This window comes from Sediminispirochaeta bajacaliforniensis DSM 16054, from assembly GCF_000378205.1.
Taxonomy (GTDB): domain Bacteria; phylum Spirochaetota; class Spirochaetia; order DSM-16054; family Sediminispirochaetaceae; genus Sediminispirochaeta; species Sediminispirochaeta bajacaliforniensis.
Genome location: NZ_KB899407.1, coordinates 108,072 through 130,250 on the forward strand (window position 1 = coordinate 108,072; position 22,179 = coordinate 130,250).

At 49.8% G+C, this 22,179-nt stretch carries 18 protein-coding genes; 10 read left to right on the forward strand and 8 right to left on the reverse strand.

Features of this window, described 5'->3' with window-relative positions:
• Nucleotides 1–41: 41 nt before the first annotated feature.
• A complete protein-coding gene (locus F459_RS0102285; RefSeq protein ID WP_026294849.1) occupies nucleotides 42–1,304 on the forward strand; it encodes a hemolysin family protein in 1,263 nt (420 codons plus the stop codon).
• A 55-nt stretch (nucleotides 1,305–1,359) separates the two neighbouring features.
• Nucleotides 1,360–3,771, forward strand: coding sequence for a leucine--tRNA ligase (leuS, locus tag F459_RS0102290; RefSeq protein ID WP_026294850.1), 2,412 nt, complete (start codon nucleotides 1,360–1,362; stop codon nucleotides 3,769–3,771).
• A gap of 50 nt (nucleotides 3,772–3,821) precedes the next feature.
• On the opposite strand, the gene F459_RS0102295 is transcribed toward leuS, so the two are convergent.
• From F459_RS0102295 to F459_RS0102305, 3 genes are all read right to left on the reverse strand, one after another.
• A complete protein-coding gene (locus F459_RS0102295) occupies nucleotides 3,822–6,320 on the reverse strand; it encodes a HEAT repeat domain-containing protein (RefSeq protein ID WP_020611117.1) in 2,499 nt (832 codons plus the stop codon).
• Nucleotides 6,321–6,330: 10 nt separating this feature from the next.
• Nucleotides 6,331–7,917 carry an adenylate/guanylate cyclase domain-containing protein gene (locus tag F459_RS0102300; RefSeq protein WP_020611118.1) on the reverse strand — a complete coding sequence of 529 codons (1,587 nt, stop codon included), beginning with the start codon at nucleotides 7,915–7,917 and terminating at the stop codon, nucleotides 6,331–6,333.
• A 113-nt stretch (nucleotides 7,918–8,030) separates the two neighbouring features.
• Nucleotides 8,031–8,942 (reverse strand): LysR family transcriptional regulator, encoded by a 912-nt coding sequence (locus F459_RS0102305; RefSeq protein WP_020611119.1) that lies wholly within the window; start codon nucleotides 8,940–8,942, stop codon nucleotides 8,031–8,033.
• A gap of 222 nt (nucleotides 8,943–9,164) precedes the next feature.
• Between F459_RS0102305 and F459_RS0102310 the strand changes: the two genes are divergently transcribed.
• The gene (locus F459_RS0102310) at nucleotides 9,165–10,697 is read left to right on the forward strand and encodes an FAD-dependent oxidoreductase (protein ID WP_020611120.1); all 1,533 of its coding nucleotides are present in this window, start codon (nucleotides 9,165–9,167) and stop codon (nucleotides 10,695–10,697) included.
• 131 nt (nucleotides 10,698–10,828) lie between these two features.
• Here F459_RS0102310 and F459_RS0102315 read toward each other — a convergent pair whose 3' ends face one another.
• Nucleotides 10,829–11,608, reverse strand: coding sequence for a hypothetical protein (locus F459_RS0102315; protein ID WP_020611121.1), 780 nt, complete (start codon nucleotides 11,606–11,608; stop codon nucleotides 10,829–10,831).
• Nucleotides 11,609–11,653: 45 nt separating this feature from the next.
• Nucleotides 11,654–12,196, reverse strand: a complete 543-nt coding sequence (locus F459_RS0102320) for a DUF4416 family protein (RefSeq protein WP_020611122.1) — start codon at nucleotides 12,194–12,196, stop codon at nucleotides 11,654–11,656.
• 58 nt (nucleotides 12,197–12,254) lie between these two features.
• Here F459_RS0102320 and F459_RS0102325 point away from each other — a divergent pair, with 58 nt between their 5' ends.
• A complete protein-coding gene (locus F459_RS0102325) occupies nucleotides 12,255–13,673 on the forward strand; it encodes a hypothetical protein (RefSeq protein ID WP_020611123.1) in 1,419 nt (472 codons plus the stop codon).
• A 4-nt stretch (nucleotides 13,674–13,677) separates the two neighbouring features.
• Here the strand turns inward: F459_RS0102325 and aroF are convergent, their stop codons facing one another.
• Both aroF and F459_RS0102335 read right to left on the reverse strand, forming a co-directional pair.
• Nucleotides 13,678–15,567: a 3-deoxy-7-phosphoheptulonate synthase gene (aroF, locus tag F459_RS0102330; RefSeq protein ID WP_020611124.1), complete on the reverse strand. Its 1,890-nt coding sequence runs from the start codon at nucleotides 15,565–15,567 to the stop codon at nucleotides 13,678–13,680.
• 9 nt (nucleotides 15,568–15,576) lie between these two features.
• On the reverse strand, nucleotides 15,577–16,323 hold the full coding sequence (locus F459_RS0102335; protein ID WP_245540057.1) for a transglycosylase SLT domain-containing protein: 747 nt from the start codon (nucleotides 16,321–16,323) through the stop codon (nucleotides 15,577–15,579).
• 151 nt (nucleotides 16,324–16,474) lie between these two features.
• Here F459_RS0102335 and F459_RS0102345 point away from each other — a divergent pair, with 151 nt between their 5' ends.
• Complete coding sequence (locus tag F459_RS0102345) at nucleotides 16,475–17,434, forward strand: aldo/keto reductase (RefSeq protein ID WP_020611127.1); 960 nt, start codon at nucleotides 16,475–16,477, stop codon at nucleotides 17,432–17,434.
• Nucleotides 17,427–18,041, forward strand: a complete 615-nt coding sequence (locus F459_RS0102350) for an IMPACT family protein (protein WP_020611128.1) — start codon at nucleotides 17,427–17,429, stop codon at nucleotides 18,039–18,041. The genes F459_RS0102345 and F459_RS0102350 overlap by 8 nt, the downstream gene beginning before the upstream one ends.
• Before the next feature lie 3 nt (nucleotides 18,042–18,044).
• On the opposite strand, the gene F459_RS0102355 is transcribed toward F459_RS0102350, so the two are convergent.
• Nucleotides 18,045–19,220, reverse strand: a complete 1,176-nt coding sequence (locus tag F459_RS0102355; RefSeq protein ID WP_020611129.1) for an esterase/lipase family protein — start codon at nucleotides 19,218–19,220, stop codon at nucleotides 18,045–18,047.
• 40 nt (nucleotides 19,221–19,260) lie between these two features.
• Between F459_RS0102355 and pth the strand changes: the two genes are divergently transcribed.
• The 4 genes from pth (at nucleotide 19,261) to F459_RS0102375 (ending at nucleotide 22,174) form a co-directional block, all read left to right on the forward strand.
• Nucleotides 19,261–19,842 (forward strand): aminoacyl-tRNA hydrolase, encoded by a 582-nt coding sequence (pth, locus tag F459_RS0102360; RefSeq protein WP_020611130.1) that lies wholly within the window; start codon nucleotides 19,261–19,263, stop codon nucleotides 19,840–19,842.
• 68 nt (nucleotides 19,843–19,910) lie between these two features.
• Entirely contained in the window at nucleotides 19,911–20,981 is a 1,071-nt protein-coding gene (buk, locus tag F459_RS0102365; RefSeq protein ID WP_020611131.1) for a butyrate kinase, read from the forward strand.
• A 1-nt stretch (nucleotide 20,982) separates the two neighbouring features.
• Entirely contained in the window at nucleotides 20,983–21,522 is a 540-nt protein-coding gene (locus tag F459_RS22035; protein WP_020611132.1) for an asparaginase domain-containing protein, read from the forward strand.
• A gap of 73 nt (nucleotides 21,523–21,595) precedes the next feature.
• Nucleotides 21,596–22,174, forward strand: coding sequence for a bifunctional nuclease domain-containing protein (locus F459_RS0102375; RefSeq protein WP_020611133.1), 579 nt, complete (start codon nucleotides 21,596–21,598; stop codon nucleotides 22,172–22,174).
• The last annotated feature ends 5 nt before the right edge of the window (nucleotides 22,175–22,179 follow it).

The following is a 22,179-nucleotide window of genomic DNA, read 5'->3' on the forward strand; positions in this document are numbered from 1 at the left end:
TTGGATTGTTCGGAAAAAAACTGCTATGATAATAAAACTCTATGACCATTCCACTATGTACATTAATAGTACTCATTTTTTTATCCGCGGTTTTTTCTTCCACGGAAACAGCCTTTACCAGTTTGTCCATCGTGCAACTCCAGCTCCTTTCCAGCAGGCAGGGGAAAGCAGGAAAATTGGTTGCACATCTATCAAAGCGGCCGGATACGCTGCTGACGACCATCCTTTTCGGAAATAATCTGGTAAATATTGCGGCTTCTGCATTGGCCACTCAGCTTACCATCAGGATTTTCGGTAGTGCAGCCGTCGGCATCATGACAGGAGTTCTTACCCTCGTCATTCTGATCTTTGCCGAAGTTACCCCAAAACAGATAGCAATTATCCACAACGAACGGATATGCCTCGCCATGGCCTATCCGATCCGCATACTTTCCATCATCCTGCTGCCCTTCATCGCCATGATCGGTACCATCAGCATGGCCATTACCAAGCTGTTTACACCGAAAGAACGCAGTTCAAAAATCAGCTTGGAAGGGATCCTCCACATGGTGAGCCTTGCGGAACATGAGGGAGTGGTTGAGGATTACGAGACAAGGATGGTCCGCGGCGTCTTCCGTTTCAACGATATAACCGTTGGTTCGATTATGACCCACAGGACGGATCTCTTTCTCGTCGACCAGGAAGTAACGATTAAGGAGCTGCTTCCCAAAATCATCGAAAACGGCTTCAGCAGAATCCCTGTTTACCAGGAAGATCCCGAACATGTGGTCGGAATTCTTTTATACCGGGACATCATGGAAACTCTGTCGGAAGGAGCAGATGAAGCACGAAAGCGTAAGGCAAAAGAGTTGATGGTCGAGCCGATTTTTGTCTTTGAAAACCGGAAAGTAAGCGAACTCTTTTTTCAATTCAAAAAAGAAAAGCTGAATCTTGCGGTAGTCATGGATGAATATGGAGGTTTGGCAGGAGTGGTCACGCTTGAAGATATTGTCGAGGAACTTTTCGGTGAGCTCTACGATGAAAATGAGATAAAGGGGTTTGAGAAGATTACCCAAATCGAACCGGGACGTTTCAGAATCATGGGAGACACCAGCCTTCTACAAATGACCGACCGCTTCGACGTGGTCTTACCCCACAGCAAGTATGTCCAAACCATTGCGGGATTTCTGACCGAATACCTTGGAATAATTCCGGAAAAGGGACAGCGGATAGATACCGGAGCAGGGTGTTTTACCATCGAAAGTCGTAGCGGCAACAGAATCGAGTCACTTATATTCGAACCGGCCGAAAAGGAAGAAGAATAGCCTCGTAAGCATAGGCTCATTGACGCACACCGATCGTGACGATATCATGGCGATTATGAGCAAATATCCCTTCGCAGATATCGAGAAAAAATGGCAGGATTACTGGGAACGTAATAAGAGTTTTCACGTTGTTGAAGATCCTGCAATTCCGCCGGAAAAGCGGGTTTATGTCCTTGATATGTTTCCCTATCCCTCCAGTCAAGGGCTCCATGTCGGCCATCCGGAAGGCTATACCGCCACCGACATATATTGCAGATACTTGAGGATGAACGGTTATAACGTCCTACACCCTATGGGTTTCGACTCTTTTGGTCTACCGGCGGAAAATTATGCCATCAAGACCGGTACGCACCCGAAGGCCACCACCGAATCAAATATCAATATGTTCCGCTCCCAGATTAAGCGGCTGGGGTTTTCTTACGACTGGGATCGGGAAATATCAACCCATAAAATCGAGTACTACCGCTGGACTCAGTGGATATTTCTTCAGCTCTTCAAAAAAGGATTGGCGTACGAAGCTCAGACACCGATCAACTGGTGTCCATCCTGCAAAACGGGGCTTGCCAACGAAGAGGTAAAAGAGGGGAAATGCGAGCGTTGCGGTGCTCAGGTGACAAGAAAGAATATCCGACAGTGGATTCTCAAGATCACCAACTATGCCGATCAGCTTCTTGAGGGATTAGAGGACCTCAACTGGTCGGAGGCGATCAAAACGATGCAACGAAACTGGATCGGTCGCAGCGAAGGGGCCGATGTGGTCTTCACTGTCGAAGGTACCGAGGACGAAATAACGGTCTATACGACCCGTCCCGACACCCTTTTCGGAGCAACCTATATGGTTCTCGCTCCCGAACATCCGCTGGTCGCAAAAATCACCACAGAGGGGCAGAAGGCTGCGGTACAAGCATACCTGGATGAAGCGGCAAAGAAATCGGATCTTGAAAGAACCGATCTTGCAAAAGATAAAACCGGTGTTTTTTCCGGTGCCTATGCCGTCAATCCTGTCAACGGAGAGAAAATTCCGGTATGGATTGCGGACTACGTTCTGATATCATACGGTTCCGGTGCCATTATGGCGGTCCCGGCCCATGACCAGCGAGACTGGGAGTTTGCAAAAAAGTTCGCTATCCCGATTATTCGCGTTCTCGAAGGCGGCGATATCGAATCCGAAGCCTATACAGGTGACGGTATTCATGTCAATTCCGGCTTTCTCGACGGCCTCGGCAAGGAAGAAGCCATTGCCAAGATGCTCGACTGGCTCGAAGAACGAAAGCTGGGCAAACGCTCTATCAACTACAAGCTCAGGGACTGGATCTTCAGCCGTCAGCGCTACTGGGGTGAGCCGATTCCCATCGTACACTGTCAAAAGTGCGGTGTAGTTCCGTTGTCGGAAGAAGAGCTGCCCCTGACCCTTCCGGAGGTCGAAAGCTATGCGCCGACAGGAACCGGAGAATCGCCCCTTGCCGCCATTGATGAATGGGTCAATACAACCTGTCCGAAATGCGGGGGACCGGCAAAACGGGAAACAAACACCATGCCCCAGTGGGCCGGTAGCTGCTGGTACTATCTTCGCTATCTTGATCCGCATAACGATAAAGCGTTTGCCTCACGGGACAAGATCGATTACTGGATGCCGGTTAATCTCTACGTCGGAGGTGCCGAACATGCGGTACTGCACCTCCTCTACAGCCGCTTCTGGCACAAGGTGTTGCATGAAATCGGCGCCGTTAATACCACCGAGCCCTTTCAGCGCCTGGTCAATCAGGGCATGATCCTGGGAGAAGGGGGCGTCAAGATGTCCAAGAGCCTCGGTAATGTCATTAATCCCGATGATATTATCAAGGAATACGGTGCCGATTCGATGCGGGTCTATGAGATGTTCATGGGACCGCTGCAGGTTTCAAAGCCGTGGTCGACCAACGGATTGGCAGGTGTCCACCGCTTTCTCGACCGAGTCTGGCGCCTTGGGGAACGGGATGTGATCGATGGTCCTGCCCCTGATGATCAGAGAAAGGTACTTCATCAGACCATCCGTAAGGTGAGCCAGGATACCGCCGCCCTGGAGTTTAACACGGCAATCGCTCAGATGATGATTTTCATCAATGAGATGTTCAAAAGTGAGAAACTGTACCGGGAAATATGGGAGCCCTTTGTGTTGATTATTGCTCCATATGCTCCCCATCTTGCCGAAGAACTCTGGGACCGTCTCGGTCATAACGAAACGCTGGCCTACGAGCCATGGCCCCAGTGGGACGAAGCATTGTGCCAGGAAAATGAAACCGAAGTTGTTTTTCAGGTAAACGGAAAGGTGCGGGCTAAGTGTATGCTTCCCGTCGGTATGGCAAAAGAAGAACTTGAAAAGCAGGCCATGGCCAACGAACGGATACAAGAGCTGATCGACGGGAAAAGGGTAATCAAGGTGATTGCCGTTCCCGATAAGCTGGTCAATATTGTTATCGGCACATAATCGCAAAAAAGCTTGATGTCGCCCCTGCCGAAAGCGGCAGGGGCTTTTTTTTATTCCGCATCCCCGGATCTTGCTTCAACCCGTTCCAGGGCCCAAAGTGTGTATTTTCTTATTTTCTTGTCAGGATCCTCTTTCAAGGCCTCCAGTATTTCTCTACCGCTTTCGGTCCCGAGCTTTTCAAGGGCCTTTGTTACCATCACACGAACCTCCTGATCGGGATCGCGCCCGGCAAGAACGATTCCGCGAAACGCCGCAAGGGTCCCAATCTTGGAAAGGGTTTCGGCGGCCTCTCTTCGAACCCGGGGATCCCGATGGTTTAGTTTCCTAATCGCATGCTCGACGTATCCTGTCGCCTCAAGAACCTCGGTTATAAGAGGAGTTAAAGAGCCGATCTCCTCGGAAAGCAGGGCCAGCAATGGTCCTTCAGCCTCTTCCCCCATCCGTCCGAAGGCAACAGTGATACGCTCCCGCAGCTCGGGTCCGGCGTCCTTCATTTTCTCGATAAGTTGCTTAACCTGTTTTTTCTCCCGCAATTTCGAAAGGGCCTCAATCAGGGGATCGGTCAAATCCTCGGAAGGATCTTTGAGAAATTTTACAAGAATATCCACGGCCCTCTGTCCGGTGGATTGGGAGAGGCCTTTGATTGCAGCAAGTTTTACCGATTCAACCTCGTTTTCATCGGCTATAAGATTTTCAAAATTCCCAAGCATTGAGTCACCGGCCTTGGAGCTAAGAGCCCTTGCAGCTTCCATACGCACCCGTTCAACGGGATCCCTAAGAAGATCGAAGGAAGATTTTATCGACTTCTGGTCGCCGTACTCAAGCAGCGCCCATACGGCAGCCCGCCTGACCTCGGGATCTGCATCTCCCACAGCATCACGAATCGGTGTCAGGAAATCCTTTACTCCTGTGGCCGGAATTGCTGAAATAAGTGCGGCACGAACCTTACCATCGTCTTTTTCCAATGTGTCGAGAACACGTTGCTGGAATAATGTACCGGCATACTCTTTCAGGTGAAGGGAAAAATCTCGTGCTTCATCAAAAGGAAGTACAGGCATCTGCTCAAGGAGGAATTGCATGCAGTAGGTCAACTTCAATTTGCCAAGCAATATCAGAGCGGAGATTCGAACGGCATGGGCATACCCTTCTCTACCGCTTTTCAGGATATCCATCAGGCGATCAAGGTACAGAGAAGGAGAATAACACAGAAAAGCATCATGGAGAGCATTTCTGTATGTTTCATCACACAAATTTTCTTCAAGAATTTTGAGTAATTCGGGAAGGACGAGGTGAGGGAAGCCTGCCGGCAAAGCATCAAGTATCAACCTGGCCCCGGCATCCGAGATCCGACACCGACGATCCAGCTCTTCTACCGCCATAGAAACGGAAGATTCGGTCCCTCGCTCCCGCACTGCGGTAAGAGAGGAAGAAAAAAGCCGAAACAGGTCAGGATCACCCCCACGAAAAACCCCATTCTCTTCATGGATCGTTCCCACAAGAGGAAATACCTTTCGAAGCAGATCGGCAATCAAACCGCGATCCCCCGAATGTTGCAGAAGATCGGCAGCGATCTGAAGCGATACCCTGTTCTCAGAAAAGGGCAAGGTATTAAGGAATCCGACGACATTCACTTCGACAGCATTCCCGAGAAGCATTTCCACCCGTTTCAGACCCTCGACATCCTCTCCATCGGCCTCGGCAAAAAGAGTATCCAAACTCCCTGACTCCTGGAGGAACTGGGCCGCGGCAAAGCGAATCTCCAAATCCTTATGCTCCAGCAGCGCAAAGGCTTTTCTCCGATCTTCGGTAGATGAAAGATCGAATTGTTCGACCACATGAAGTACGGCGGCAGGTGCGAGGTCCGAAAAATCGATAACATAACGGTCAGAAAACGACGAAAGGAGTCGCTTTTTCGCCTCACTGCGGACCTCAAACGCCGTATCATCGGTAAGAAAAACAATCAGTTGATTATAAAAATCATCCTTCTCCCGATCATCCTTGGGCTGAAATTCCGCAATGAGGGTCCGCCGGATAAGCGGATGTGGATCGTGAAACAGCTCAATAAGCGCACGGCGGGAGCGTTCCTCATCATCGGCAAGCAAGGTCTTTACCGCCATATAGCGGGCCGGCCATTCCGGATCACCGGTCATCTCCCGGATGCGATCAAGCTGCTGAGAAAAGAAGCGAAAGGCTTCCGTTCCATCGAAGGATTCGCCCCTGCCAGTGAGGGCAATTCGCCTGAATACAAAAAGATCATCACTGGCCTCAATCCAGGCCCGTAACACTGTGGCGATTTTTTCATTACCGAGCGCAGCCAGAAAAACGGAAAACAGTCCCATATCCGGGGCCTCTTCCAAAATCCAAAGGGCCGTTTTTTTGGCCGGACGACGAAGGAATGAATCGATTCTTTCCTTAACACTTTTTCCCGCTGATCTTCTTTTCATCGCCAGAAATACCACGACAATGCAAACGATAACCGCGAGAACAGCCGCAGCAATCGCCCAGACAGGAAAGTTTCCGACTCTGATCGATAGAAAATCACTGTTCATATTCGCTCCTTTAGCTTACCTGCTTCAGAACACTAAAAATGTGGATAGGTTTCTCTTTTCCCTTAACCTTGACAGGCTCCAATTCCTTAAGTTTAAAACGCTCTCCTATAAGGGACCTGGTATCTTCGGTGATGATGACCTCACCCTTTCCCGCAACCCCTTCCAATCGCGCAGCGACATTGACGGTATCACCGATAACCGAATAATCCATCCTTCGGTTGCTGCCGAGATTGCCGGCCACAAGCCTGCCGGTATGCATTCCGATACCAATAGAAAGCTTCGAAGCGGCTCCGGTAAAAAAGGTACGTTTTTTGGATTTGACGAGTTCCTGAATTTCCACTGCACAGGAAACGGCGGAAATTGCATCCTGTTCATCGGAAAATACAGGGACACCCCAGGCAGCCATAATACAATCGCCTATGAATTTATCGATGTAGCCCCGATGTTTGATCACCACCTCCACCGCTTGGCTGAAGTACTCATTTAAGACTTCGATGATATATTCAGGCTCTTTTGATTCGGAAAAGGAGGTATAACCACGTATATCGGCAAAAAATACGGTCGCGATTTTCTTCGCTCCTCCCGGCCGGACAAGCTCGGGATGTTCGGTCAGGGCCTGAACAATATCCCCGGAGAGATAACGACTAAACATGTTTTTAATAACACGTCGCTCTTCCACCGCAACCTTCATTTCATCTTGAAGTTTTCGCTCCCTGCTCTGATCGGTAAACAACAAGGTCAGCCCCTCTTTTCGGCCGCGCTTACCCCGTAACGGAGCAATGGTAAGGGCAAAGTCGATATCCTCTTTCCGACCATCGCCCATGATGATCCCCTTTGCAATTCCCTGAATCCCCGGCCGTTCTTTTCCGTCCCGATCCGATTCGGCGATGGCACTCAACACAGCCTTACTCAGATTGGAAGAAAAGAGATCCCGCACACTTTTCCCATAGGCACTCTCATCCAGGCCGAATCGTTCGACAGCAGCCCGGTTGAAATAGTGAATGGCACCGCTTTCATCGGTAGTGATTAAAAGATCGGTCATCGAGGAAAAGATGCTTTCCTGATATCGCTCAAGGGCTTCGGTATACTTCAGCTGTCGATCAAGCTCCCGATAGAGCAAGGAACTGCGAAGCATTCCACCCGCAAGAGTCGAAAGAGAATCAAGAAACAAAAAACGATCCTGCATGTAATGCCGGGGATGAATGGAATTAAGATAGAGAAGCGCAAGCTTCGATCTTGGGGTAAAGAGCGGCAAAATAATACCGCTGCGCATATCCGGGTGAAGAAAGGCATCTGAAAAGAAGGGTCGATCTCTATCATGAAGAATCAGACTTTCGCCGCATTCTTCAACGAAGGCAACACTTTCACTATTACGATCGATACTATTCGGAATTTCATAATCCCCCCGCTGATACACATTGCGCAACAATGCAGAAGGATTCTCCGGATCGGAATAGGCAAAAAGGGCCGCAACGGATGAGCGGGAGACATCGATCGCCTGCTCGACTAAAATAGAGATCTGACTGGTATAGCGGGTCTCGTCCGAAAGACGGGAACCAGCACGGACCAGCTCACCAAAAACGTAGGATTTCATCATGATATTATTGTAAGCGAAGAGTTTTCCCTATACAAGTTAAGAATCGGCTTCATATTGGAGCACCGACGGATCACATCTCCTCGGCAGGATCATCTCTTTTCGGCTTTAGCATGTTAAAACGACAGACTTGGGAGCAATCCTCGAATGCTGTCTTTGATGAACTCAATGAATACAAATAGGGAAGGAGCGGTATTGCATTTCAACCAAGCAATATAGTTATCCGTATAGGTTTCTTTTCTGTCATAGTCGATATAAACGATTTCCGATTGATTAGGTTGCCTGAACGACCGCGGCATAGGAACTATGGCCATGCCCGACGAAACCATAGCCATACAGTTTTCAAATCTTTTTACTAATGTGACACTGCTCATATCAACGCCGCTTTGGACCAACCGTTCATGGACTCCGTGCATACTTTTGGCACCCACATGCTGGTCAACCATAACGATCTGCTCCCCTTTGATATCATCTTCCGTCAGTTTTGCCTTTCTTGCCAGACGGTGGGATTTATGCATGGCAAAACAGGTATAATCCCGGTATAGGTAAAAACTCTCGATCTGGTTGTTATGCGTGATCTCGGCCCCTTCGACAAAGGCCACATCAAACTGCCTTGTGACCAAGCCGTTGGGCATCTCTCCCCAGTTCTCAACGGCCAGTTCAAGTTGGAAATCCCTATTTTCTTTCTGAAATTTCTGAATCATCGGCAGGAGAAAGGTCCAGTTTGGAGGACCATGATAGCAAATGGAAAGGTGGTTATTTTCTCTATTTGCAATTCTCCTGGTTTGAGCCAGCACCGCTTCGTATTTCTCAATTAACTCAAGAAATTCCTGCTTCAGAAATTCTCCGGCGGGAGTCAGCATAACATTCCGTTTATTCCTTACGAACAGCTGAACGCCGATTTCATTTTCAAGCCCTTGAATCTGCTGGCTCATGGAAGATTGGGTAATGCACTGTTTTTCCGCTGCACGGGTAAAATTCATAAGTTCCGCCAGGCTTAAAAAACAGCGTATACGATGTATATCCATGATTTTTTCTTCCAGATTAAATAGAACAGTAAATTCTTATACCAAGCCTGCTCTCAGGTCAAGAGGAATGGAAAGGAACGCCGACGTAAATAATCGGTAATTCCGATAGTGTCAGCAAGATAATTAATTTCTTATCTTTCAGAAAGTGTTGTATATATACCATATTAGTTAAATTTTTATTGATAATAAAATGCTGAGAAAATTGGAGGAGTAACGTATCGTATGAAAAGTAGTTCAGGAAAAATCATGGTCTCGCTTCTTATCCTGTTGTCACTGTTCTCCTGTTCGAAGGCGGAGAACGTCGCAACCCTGAATAATCCGGATTTACATGCCGATGTTGTCGTTGTAGGAGCCGGCGGAGCGGGATTGTCGGCAGCAATCCAGGCTCGACAACTGGGGTTGAATGTAATTCTCCTGGAAAAAAACGGGTATCCAGGAGGAAGTACGATCATGACAGAAGGGATGTTTGCCGTGGGTTCTCACTTTCAGAAAGAAGCTGGTGTAAAGACAAGCTCGAGAGATATTCTGTTATCTGTCGAAGAGTATCACCACTGGATACCCGATAGTACGCTTTTAGAGAAATTTTTCGCCAGCTCCGCAGAAACCATCGACTGGCTGGAAAGTCTCGGCGTTACGTTTACAGGGGTCTCTTTCATGGGTGATTCTGTACAAACCTGGCATCTTTTCAAGGGAAAGGGAGAAGAGTATATAAATTCACTGCATAAGGCAGCTACTAAAGCGGGAGTAAACCTGATGCTCGAAACCCCCGGAAAAGAGCTTGTCATGGAAGAGGGAAAGGTCAAGGGGATTATTGCGGAAAAGAAGGATGGTACAAAGCTGAACATCGAGGCTCCAGTTGTAATCCTTGCTACCGGCGGATATTCAGATAATCCTGAAATGATGAGAAAATACGCTGGCATTAACCCGGAAAATGCCGTTCAAATCGGAATGCCCGGACGTACCGGGGACGGAATCAATATGGGTATCGACGTCGGTGCGGATACTTCCAATCTCGGGACTGTTATGTACTACGGAGGAAATCTGAAAGGGGTTCCCTATGGTACTCATCTGTATACGGCATCGGCCTTCCAGCCTACCATGGTGTGGGTAAATCAGGATGGTGTCCGCTTTGCCGATGAAAGTATTGCCGGCCGTAATTTTTCGTACTCCGGCAATGCCATTAAGGGGCAGGACAAAGTATACAGCATCATGAATAAGGCAAATCTGGACTATCTCGTGGAAAAAGGGTGTATTTTAGGAACGGGCGAATATACCGTGACAGGGACAAAACTGACTGATCTGTATAAAGAGATGAATGAACAGTTGAGCAAACCGGATTCTGGCATCTTTATTGCCGATTCTCTTGAAAAACTGGCTACGCTGATTCGCGTAGATAAGGAGTCTCTGCTTACGACCATGAATAATTACAACTCCTATTGTGAAGCAGGAAATGACGAAGAATTCGATAAGGCATCAAAGTTTTTGGTATCAATGTCCGAGGGACCATATTATGCCTTTGCCTTGGAGGTGGGATATTTCACTACAGTCGGAGGACTGACTGTCAACAAGAATGCTCAGGTTCTCGATCTGGATGGCAATATTATTCCCGGATTGTATGCCGCAGGAAGCGATGCAGGCGGCCTCTACGGCGATTCCTATGATGTCGTGTACTGTGCCGGATCACAGCAGGGTTGGGCAGTGAATTCCGGTCGTTTCGCAGCAAAAGATGCTGCTATATTCTTAGGGAAAGAATAGCAAGATTCTTATAACACAAGGGCTGTTTCATGCTATGGCATGGGTCAGCCCGATTTTGAAAACACGAGACAGGCGGCCGAACTTAGCGGCTATAGGTCGCCGTTATACACTTCGATGCCAATAGAAAGCGGTTATCGCATTATCCCCCATACACATTCCGATCCGTCGCAATCGATAATAAGTATGCATTCGGGCAGACAAAAGTAATGACGCCCCTTGTAGATATCCTTCAGAATCAGCGTTCCGTCGACAAGAAGGGTTGCAGCAACGCAAGAAGAAGCATCCAAGGGATCAAGAGCAGAATCAATATTAGGACATAGGAAAGCAGGAAGATAAAAAGTCGTGTCGAAACGGGGCAGAAGGCGAACGGAATATGCGGAAAAACAACGAAAGAGAAGATCACATTGAATCCGTCTGCAATCTATGGCCCGCATCTCTCCGCCCGATACCGCGACCATCCGCACATAGAGGCGTTCGATGTTTAGATCTTCGAAATCCTGCCGCCGTTTCCACAGGGTAAGCATGATATCCGCCACCACAGCCCCCTCCCGGCATAAAGAAAGCTCACGGGATGCATCGGGATTATCATCCCCTGAGAAGCGCCAGAACGGAGGCTCTCCCAAAGGGCCACATCCTCCCCTCCAAAGGATTCCTCCAGCCTCAAGCCATGGCCTGTTGGGTGAGCGCGCCCACACTGGCTGCAAAACGCCCCTACAGATTGCCAGACGAATAGAGGAGGTCCCAACAGGCACTGCTACCGAACGAACGATTTCGTTGCAATCGGGGAAGTGCACCTCCCAGCCCTCTGCATCGGGTAATCGGACAAGCAGGGAAACATCCCCTGAGAAAAACGTACAAGAAGAAAACCCAAGAACAAGAAAAGCGAAAACCAAAAAACGAAGACATCTCATGTACCTTCTACACGGCAGAAAAAGCCCAGGCACTTCAGAAACATGCTAAGAAACAGAAAAGCCAAGCTCCTTTAACTGCTTATGATACATAGCACGAATATCTTTCAGTATCTTTTGGTATGCCTCACTCCTAAAATCGGGATAGGTCCAGGGAAGGGCCTGATATGATCCTGCCCGGAAAAAAAGGGTTACTTCCGCATAGATGCCTTCGGAAAGGGGAATCCTGTGCCCAGGACCTTTTGTAGAAGCAAGAATGAGCCGCCCCAAACCAAGAAGTCCGGGATCAAGGTTTATACGACGGTGGCCCGCTTCGCCCCACACCCCTTCAAGCTTGTTGGATCTCCTCTTTACAGAAGCAAGACGTTGCGGATCGATCGGCTCACGAAAGGCATAAAACTTGCGGAAGATCGGTGTGCCCATCTCGTCGTCATAGTAGGTGGTATAGGTAAAAGCAAGCTCCTCACTGCTGTAGTCGATAGCACCGAACTCCTCTCTCAATTGCGGCTCAACCCGAACAAAACGGTCGGGAAGCGAAGAGAGCACCCCGATAATAAGCTTCTCGGGCATAAAATCTGTAATAGTTCCCACGATAGCCCCCAAACAGCTTGTTGCTGATTTTTCTATTTTACGTGATAATAGTAACCCTATGGAAGGGACAGACGGTTTTACAGAACAGCTGGAAGAGGCAATTCTCTCTTACCGCAACCATCTTGAAGGAAATGAGCTTCCGAAGCTGAAAGATGCGTCACGTAGCTATTACGCCTCCTTTCAAGCTTTCTATAATGTCATGCTGCGTAAGAGCCTTGTACATGAGGACCCTTACAAGCACGACATGAAAATTTCCGAGGTCGAGGCCCCGGAGAGCGGCCCCATCATCGAAAGCGAAAAAGCCGACCGCATGAGCCAGCGCCTTTCCATGTTCGACAGCCAGCTTGATTTTCTCAATCACTACTATCAGTTTAGTGCCGACTTTCTGACCATGCCACGCATCAAACGAATTAAAGAGTTGATCACCTACATCCATTGGGAAAGCCTTGCCGAAAGCTCATCGAATATGACCACACGAATTATCGCCGAACTTTTGGGCAGGATGCGGCAGGGAAGCGACCCCATAAGCAGCGGTGTGATCAACGATTCGGTGCTGCAGATGGCGAAAGCGACAAAGCAAATTCTCACCGCTCTAAAAAAGACAACGATATATCAGAGGGAGCGCTACAAGCTTGAACTCCGCAGGAATCTGCTTGCCACCATGGAACTCCAGACCGAGGCCATTCGGGAACGCCGGGAAGAGGTCATCAAAGCAATTAAACGCAAATTCCCCCAGGTCTTAGGTGATACCCCTTATTTCCCAGAGTTGGTGGAAGAAATTCTCGACGAAGATGCTGCCTATGATTTTGAAAAAAGAAGAAAGGAGCTGATCGACAGGCTCCAGATCCGCCGGGAAAAACAGCACAACAAGGCACAGCAATCCTTCAAACCCCACCTTCTCGACGGCTGCCGCATCCTTTCGGCCGCTTCGACGCCTGTGGAACAGGCCGTCCGTAAACTCAACCATAACGCCATGATTCTGGCAGAGCAGCCAGTTACCATGGGAGAACGATTCAAACGATGGGTCCGCAGTCTGGTAATGAAAGAGGACGAGAAACGAATCTATGAGATAGAGCTGTTCGACCAAAACACGGGGACTTCGCGAACCGTCAAACTCGATTTCGACCTTTTTGTGGAAGAGACACAGAAACTCGCGCGGATGCTTGCGGTTATGGGAAATAAGATGGGGCCGACCTATAAACGCCTCGAAGGCTTTTCCGAAGAAAAGGTCTTCGAGTTTTTAAGCAGCAAGATCGATGAGATCATCAAACTGAACAACAAGCTACCGGCTCTGGATACCTACTTCAAAAGTGAGGCCCCCCGACTCCAGCGGCAAATGATTCGCGGCATCAAACTCGAGATCACCGCCATCAAAAACAGCGTGGTGAAGGCTAATCAAAAACGCCACGAATATGTCAGCCAAAAAGAAGAGATAGAACAGCTCAAGAACTTGGGCGTCCAGCCCGATCTCGAATAAGGTCCTATCTCGATTCGTATACTCCGAGAAATCGCAGGTCATCGCTTACCGGCTCCAACGCCGTAAGGCTCTTTTTCAGAACCTCTTCATCTGTGACCTCAAGCGCAACAAAAAAACGATACTGCCACGGTTTTCCCTCGATGGGGCGGCTCTCAAGTTTTTTCATGTTCAGACCATTATCGGCAAAGACCTTGAGACAAGCAAAGAGGGCTCCTGGTTGATCCGGGGTTGCAAAAGAAACAGCAGCCATACTCACCCTCTCCCGGAGAGCGGTAACGGGATCATCGCTTCTTGTAATAACGAAAAAGCGGGTGTAGTTTCTCGGATTCGTCTCGATCCCCTTCTGGAGGATCTCCATGTTGTAGGTTTTTGCCGCCTCTTCTCCTGCAATAGCCGCACACTGCGGATCATTCATCTGAGAAACCTTGGCCACAGCCCCGGCGGTATCATAGAAAGGAACCCGCTCCATTTCAGGATGCCTGTCAAAAAATGCCGAGCACTGGGCAAGCCCCTGGGGATGACTAAAAACCTTACGAACGTCGGCGATATCCGCTCCTTTTTGTCCGATAAGGTTGTGGATGATCCTGACCTTCTGTTCCCCAACAATGGTGATATCGGGATACTGCTGCAGAAGATCGATATTTTCGTAGATGGTGCCGGCCAGGCTATTCTCAATCGGTACCACACCGAAACGAACCTGTCCGCTTAAAACCGTTTCGAAAACCGATCTGAAGGAAGGGCAGGGAAGCGTGGATGCCTCTTCCCCAAAATAACGCACAATGGCCCGTTCGCTGTAGGCCCCATGCATTCCCTGAAAAGCAATCTTTCCGGAAGATTTTCCGTTTACGGAAACAGTCGGCGATGCAATTGAGACCGGAACCCGTTCTATTTCTCGTTCTATGACAGGGCTCAGTGCCTGGAGGTCACGCATCAGCTTTTCAAATTGATCGGGAAGAAGGGACTGAGGGCCGTCGGAGAGGGCCTGTTCAGGATGGGGATGGACCTCCACCATAAGGCCGTCCGCCCCTGCGGCAACAGCGGCCAGAGCCATAGGATGGACCTTTTCCCTGAGCCCCGTGCCATGACTGGGATCGACCAGCACCGGCAGATGGCTCAATTTCTTAACGACGGGAATAGCAGAGAGGTCAAGGGTGTTTCTGGTATAAGTCTCAAAGGTCCTGATTCCCCGTTCACATAGAATCACATTATCGCTGCCGTGAGCCATAAGGTATTCCGCCGCCATCAGCCACTCTTCAATGGTGGCGGAAAGCCCCCGTTTCAGGATAACAGGCTTGCCCAGAGACCCGACCCGTTTCAGAAGCTCAAAATTCTGCATATTTCTGGCTCCGACCTGAAAAACATCGACATAATCGTTCATCAGGTCGGCGTAGTCGGTTCCCACAATCTCGGTCACAATCGGAAGGTCGTACTTTTCTCCCGCTTCCTTAAGGAGTTTCAACCCCTCTTCTCCAAGGCCCTGAAAGGAGTAGGGACTGGTTCGGGGTTTAAACGCCCCGCCGCGAAGCAAGACAGCCCCGCCTTCACGGACCGCCTGGGCGGCTTCCATAATCTGTTCACGAGACTCCACGGCACAAGGTCCGGCAATAACTACGACACGGTTACCGCCGATCCTGACCCGGCCTACCGGAACAATGGTATCCTGCTTTTTCAACTCACGACTTGCAAGCTTGTATGGTTTGCTTATCGGAATAACCCGGTCAACCCCAGGCAGCAGTTCGACTTCACGTTGATCGATCCGAGCTTTTCCAACAGCACCGAGGATGGTTTCCTCTTCACCGACGATCTCCCTCACCGAAAACCCTTTCCGGGAGAGAAACTGCCGGGCATGTTCTTTATTTTCGGGAGATATATTTTGTTTCAGTACGACAATCATAGAGAAACGCTATTTACTTCCCTTCCCTCTGTCAAGTACATAACGAACCTTCCCCGCCTCTTTCGCAGCACTCTTTCCGCGAAGATGGAGATGTTCAAATCGCTCATTGAGTTCTTCCTGATAATCAAGGATCCGTGATATATAGTCCAGGGTCATCTTGGGCGTCCCCCTTCCGGTGACCCTGCTTCTCCCGGCGTTATACATGGCAAGAGCGACCACTCGATTCTCGCCGACATCCAGACAGTAGCGCAGATAGTGCAAGCCTTCTTTGGCATTCGTCACCGGATCAAAAAACTGCTCTTCGGAAAGATGAGGGAAACTGTGACTGTTCAGCTGAAACAATCCCCTGTCGACGGAACCGGAATTACGGTTTACGGCGTCGGTTCGATAGCGACTTTCCACCCACGCAAGGGCAAAGGCAAGGGTGGGGGGGATATCGTTCTTCTCAGCTTCCTGCAGGACGATATCGGCGATGCGCTGAGAACCGGTTTCTGCGGTAAAAAAATCCTTCACTTGCTGATGAAACATCGGATTACCGTAAAGTGCAAGAACAATATCATCATCCGCCGCCACATCTATGGAATAAGACGTCTCATCCGCAGCACCGGAAACAGCTTCCACATCAACAAGATCGGCAGCCGGCTCCGGCGGCATCTCATTTCTGGAAACAATATGAGCACAGGTAAGGGTAATCGGTACCATCAGCAGAAAAAATGGAAACTTTCTGATGGTGGGCCTCCTTAAATCAATCTTCAAAGGTAACAAAAATATGTACCCGAAACTGATGAAAAGCGGTGGAAAATCTGTGCTGTTCGGGATTTTCGGGCTCCATTTATAGCGATAGAAGGGGGAAAGATCAACGGGCAAAGGCGCTGTTCACACCATATTTTTATGATAAACTAGCGAAATGGGAGAAAAATGCAAGATCCCGGGGGGATTGGGAATCGGGACCTGGCAATTCGGAGATGATCCTTACTGGCCCGGCCAGCAGCGGAAAGAAAGTTTGAAGGCAATAGATGCGGCCCTGCGGGCAGGCATCATCCATTTCGACACGGCGCAGGTGTACGGGAACGGCAGAGCCGAGCAACTGATCGGTCAACGCCTCAGGAAAAGGAACGGCGAGCTTTTTCTGGCGACAAAGCTTTTTCAGTGTCCTCCTTCATCGGTGGAGAAACGGATAGCATTGAGCCGGAGACGACTTTTTCGTGAGAGCATCGATCTGCTCTACATCCACTGGCCTAAAGAGGGAGAGGATCCGAGGCCGATGATGGAGGCTCTTGAAAGAGAACGCCACAAAGGCAGTATTGCAGGAATCGGTCTAAGCAATTTCACTGTGGAGCAGGCGGATAAGGTCCTGTCGGTGGGAAAGATCGATGCCTGCCAGATAGGCCACTCCCTTCTTTGGCGCCACGCCGAAGGGGGCATCATTCCGTGGTGCAGAGAGCACGACATCCCGGTTATAGCCTATGCCCCCCTTGCCCAGGGGCTTCTTGCAGGATCCTTTGAAAAGATTCATAGCAACAAAGAGGACAGGCGAAACAGGCTGCTTCCGATGGATCCTATCCTTTCCTCGGCCCTGGGCCGTTTTCTCGAATCCTTCGAACATGAGGCCGACAGCATAGGAGTTCCACCCGCCGGGCTCGCCCTGGCCTGGAGTCTATCGCGTCCCTTTCTCCAGGCCGTCGTCGTCGGTGTCAGAAACAGAAAGCAGGCAGAGAAGGCCGCAGCCGCTCGATCCTTCATGCTGTCCCCGCAAACCGAGGCAAATTTGGAGACAATCTCTCTGCGTTTTAGAAAAGCGTGCGAAGAGCTTGCGGATTTTTCGGCACAGGACAACATCTTCGGCCATGGGAGGAAGCATGCTTGAACCCAAAGAAGCTGCCGAGACAGAAATCGAGATCAAGAAAAGCCGTTTTATCGCCCTGGCACAGCGTGTTTCCGATGCCGAGGAGGTCCGTCGGCGCATCAAAGAGACAAGGGAGCTTCATCCTGGAGCAAACCATGTCGTCCATGCCTTTGTCACCTCAGGAGGTGATATCTTCGGTATGAGTGACGACCGGGAACCAAAAGGAACTGCGGGCAGGCCCGTACTTGAGGTAGTCAAAGGCAGCGGCATCGACAACCTTCTGGTCATGGTCGTTCGTTACTTCGGAGGCACAAAACTGGGAACCGGAGGCTTAGTAAAGGCCTACACCGAAGCGGCCCAGGCGGTGATCAAGGTTTTGCCGACACGGCCTTTGATTGAAAGCAGCAATTTCAGAATAGTTCTTTCCTACGATCAATATGAGCCAATAAAAAAAGAGCTTGGACCGTTGCTCCTGGAGCCACCGGAAGAGGCCTTTATGGAGCAAGTTATCGTCACGGGCAAGATCGCCAGCAAGGATGTCGATGCCGCTGCCGAGGTGGTCAGAGAGATCAGTGCAGGCAGATCAACCCTTGAAATTACAGACACGGACAGCGACGGCCCAGTGTAGCGCCTATGGATTCGGGGGAAGGGCCCTGAGAAAGGAACAGATATCGATATAATAATCAAGAAGCGAATCGTAGCCCTCGGGACAGGCGCCCCCAACAGGCAGTTGAAGATGAACCTGCCAATGATCCAAACCAAGGGTACCGAGGAAATTCCACACTCCCGCATCAGGAACTTCCATTCGGTCCAGGGACCAGCGTCGAATCGGATCGCAGGAAGAAAGGGAAGGAGCATCCATGCTGATGGTATTGACCAGGCCATCGTTCTCCCTCCATGCGGCATCCGTTCCTTCCCATAGGGAATCCTTCCCGCTTTCCGGGATACAAGAGCCGATGGATCGAGCCGTACTACGAAGAGGAAGCAGCATACCCGGTGCCGGTATCCATCGGTCACGCTTTTCATCATATTGGGTCCGACTGGTGGCAAGTGAAAAGTAATAGATACAAGGTAGGGACGGAGTTTCCCTGTTTATTTCTGCTGCGCCCTTTGGCGTAAGATCGTAAAAGCCGAAATCCTTTGTTTCCAACCATGCATTGTCTTTGATTACCCGCTCAAGAAAGGCGGAAAGGGTCTCTCCCGGTTCCGTTGCCCCCTTCCAATGCTCCAACTGCATATCAAAAACAGGATCATCCTGTTTATCACTCTGTAAGACGAGTAAAGAGGCAAAGAGCTTTATCATCCTCCCAGGATCGTGGTAACGATAGGTCAGGGTTGTTCCGTCATGAGGGGTGGATATGGTAAAAATCGAAGCGATCCACTCCCGATCGCCGAGCAGGTGTGCCAATACACGGGCGGTTTGTCCTCCCATGCTATGGCAGATCAGATGGACCTTGCGGGGGCTGCCGCTATCCGGATCGATCTCACCCCATTGTGGAAAAACACCCGGATAGTCCCGGCCCCATCGATTATGGCCGGCGGCGGCGGAATGGGCAGCACCATAGTCCACCATTCCCCCCTTGATGAAGGAATATAACTCACATGCCCGATCATGGAGGCTCGATACAGGGCCGACGGGGGCTACGTATACCGTATATCCCGCCTTTCGGAGCTCTTCTGCCAGATCTATGGTTCCACCCCAATGGTGGAAGCCGGAAAAAGGAAGCTCAACGTAACCCATGAAGCCGTACACAAGGACAATGGGGAAGTTGTTTCGTATAGGACGCCCGCTTGCTCTCATTTCCATATTCTCTTATCCTCATCACCATATAGCATAGGAGAATGATATGTCGACAATCAATCTCACCGTGTTTTTGGGAAATCCGGGCAAAATGTATGCAAAAACAAGGCACAATCTCGCCTGGATGGCAGCAGAAGCGATCCCTACTATTGCAAATCTTCGCTTTCAAAAAAAATTTCACGGAAGGTGGACCGACATAAAAACGGGTGCATATCGGGAAGTCCTCCTCTTTCCCGAGACCTATATGAATAAAAGCGGAGAGTCGGTATCGTCAGCCTGCTCCTTTTTTAAGATCGACCCCAAAAAGGAGGGGAGCAACCTTCTGGTCGTGCACGATGAGATAGAGCTTCCCTTTGGAACGGTCGAACTAAAACGCGGCGGCGGAACGGCGGGGCACAACGGTCTCCGCTCGATTAACCAGCAGACTGGCAGCGCCGATTTTCTCAGACTCAGGCTTGGGGTCGGCCGACCGCCACGAGGTGCTGTATCATCATGGGTCCTCTCCCGTTTTTCCGAAGACGAGGAGCTGTTGCTGCCGAAATTCCTCCAGGGAACGGCTTTACTCCTGGAGAAACTCTTTGCCGAAGGGCATGCAAGTATATCGGCTTTTAAAGAACAATTATTGTAGAATATCGTTGCCTCATTGAGGATTCCCCTGCATAATGTGTTCACCATAATGAAATAGGGGACAATAAAATGAACAAAAGAACCCTTGTCATCAATCCGGGTAGTTCGACAACAAAATTCGCCGTGTACGAAGGAACGGGAACCCTGTTTTCCCGCTCTATAGAGCATACGGCTGAAGAACTCGCTCCTTTTGAAGCCATCACCGATCAGTTTGAATTTCGTACAAATCTGATTTTGTCGGTCCTTCGTGAGGAAGGGATCGATCCGGCCGGGTTCGATGCAGTCATCGGTCGGGGAGGCCTTCTCAAACCGATCTGCGGCGGGGTCTGGGCTGTCAACGAACTTATGTTGCAGGATTTACGCATCGGGGTTTCAGGCCAGCATGCATGCAACCTCGGAGGAATCATGGCCTTCGAAATGGCGAAAAAATCGAAAGCCCCCGCTTTCATAGCCGATCCCGTGGTGGTAGACGAAATGTGTGATGAAGCACGTATTTCCGGTCACCCGGAGCTCCCCCGCCGGTCCATCTTTCATGCACTCAACCAGAAAGCAACAGCGAGAAGAGCCGCCGGCGAGATGGGGAAAAAATACGAAGAGTGTCGTCTCATTGTGGCCCATATAGGAGGAGGGATTTCCGTCGGCAGCCATGTAGAGGGTCGTGTCATCGACGTAAACAACGCTCTCAACGGTGAAGGCCCCTTCTCCACCGAACGCTCGGGAGGACTTCCGGTAGGACAGCTGGTGGATCTCTGTTTTTCGGGAACAAAAACCAAACAGGAAATTCAAAAAATGATCAAAGGCGGCGGCGGTTTTCAGGCCTACCTGGGAACGTCAAATGGGAAAGAGGTAGCAAACAGAGCGGCCGCCGGAGATGCCAAGGCGGATTTGCTTTTTCGAACCCTTGCCTACCAGGTTGCTAAAGAGATCGGAGCTCATGCAACGGTATTGGAAGGGCGGATCGACGGAATCGTTCTCACCGGAGGACTTGCCAACGACAAATGGCTTATGGAGATACTTCATAAAAGAATCAGTTTTCTCGGACGAATATTCATCTATCCGGGCGAAGATGAATTGGAAGCGTTGAGAGATGCAGGGTTGAGAGCCTTGACAGGAGAAAGCGAAGTTCAACAATATCAATAATATGAAGATAACTATTCTCACTACCGGCGGGACCATCGACAAAACCTATGATGAACACGCCGGTAGCCTGCGAAACGAACGGACGGTATTGGATACCATCCTGAAATCACTTAGACTTCCGGACCTTTTCATTCGTCATGTGGCCGTCATGAGTAAGGATTCTCTGGAGATGGTGGATGCCGACCGCGAATTAATCCTCCGGGAGGTTCGTGCCGCCCTCCCGGTCTCCGATGCAATCATCATCGTTCACGGGACAGATACCCTGTCGAAAACCGGAGAGTTCATTTACCAAAACATCCAGGATTCCACCATCCCCATTATCCTGACCGGTGCCATGCGGCCCTATGAATTTCGGGATTCCGATGCCCTCCAGAACATTACCGAAGCCCTCTTTGCCGCTAAGGTCGCGAGTCCGGGTATTTATGCAGTTATGCACAACAGACTTCTTTCGTTTCCCGGAGTGGTAAAGGATCGCACGAGCCTCACCTTTCGGACCCACGAGGAAATCGAGAAAATCTCGACGAACGAGACAAAAGTATAAAGCTATTCAAAAAGGAAACCTCCGTGTTGTATTCACACACTAAATCGGATATGCTTCATAAAAGGGGTTCATGATGGCATCGATGCTTGTTGAAGCGGAAATCTGGACGGTTGCACGAACCGATCAGGGAAACGCGGTTCTTGTCCGTCCCCTCGGAAGTGAAGTAGCCGTTCCGATTTTTATAGGGCAATTGGAAACTCAATCTATTCTCATCGGCCTGGGAAACGTCCCTATGCCGAGGCCATTGACACATGATTTATTCATTACCCTTCTAAAAAGTCTTTCGGTTGAAATAGATCGGGTTGAGATCACCAACCTCAACGAAGGAACCTTCTTTGCCCAACTCCTTCTGAAAAAGGAAGCAGCGGAAGAAATAACATTGGATGTGAGGCCTTCCGACGCATTGGGTATCGCCGTTCGGACAAAGTGTCCCATCTTCATTAGCGAAGCGGTTGTAGACGAGGCTGGTATTCCCATTACATCGATTACCGAACAGGCCGCTGAAGGCGGGGAAACAGCAGGAACGGAAAATGAACGCGAGACCCTCGAAAATGAGTTGAAACTTGCCGTAGAAAGCGAAAATTATGAAGAAGCTGCCCGCCTGCGAGATCTTCTGAAAGAACTGGACAACGAGCAGAACCGGAACAGCTAACCGCC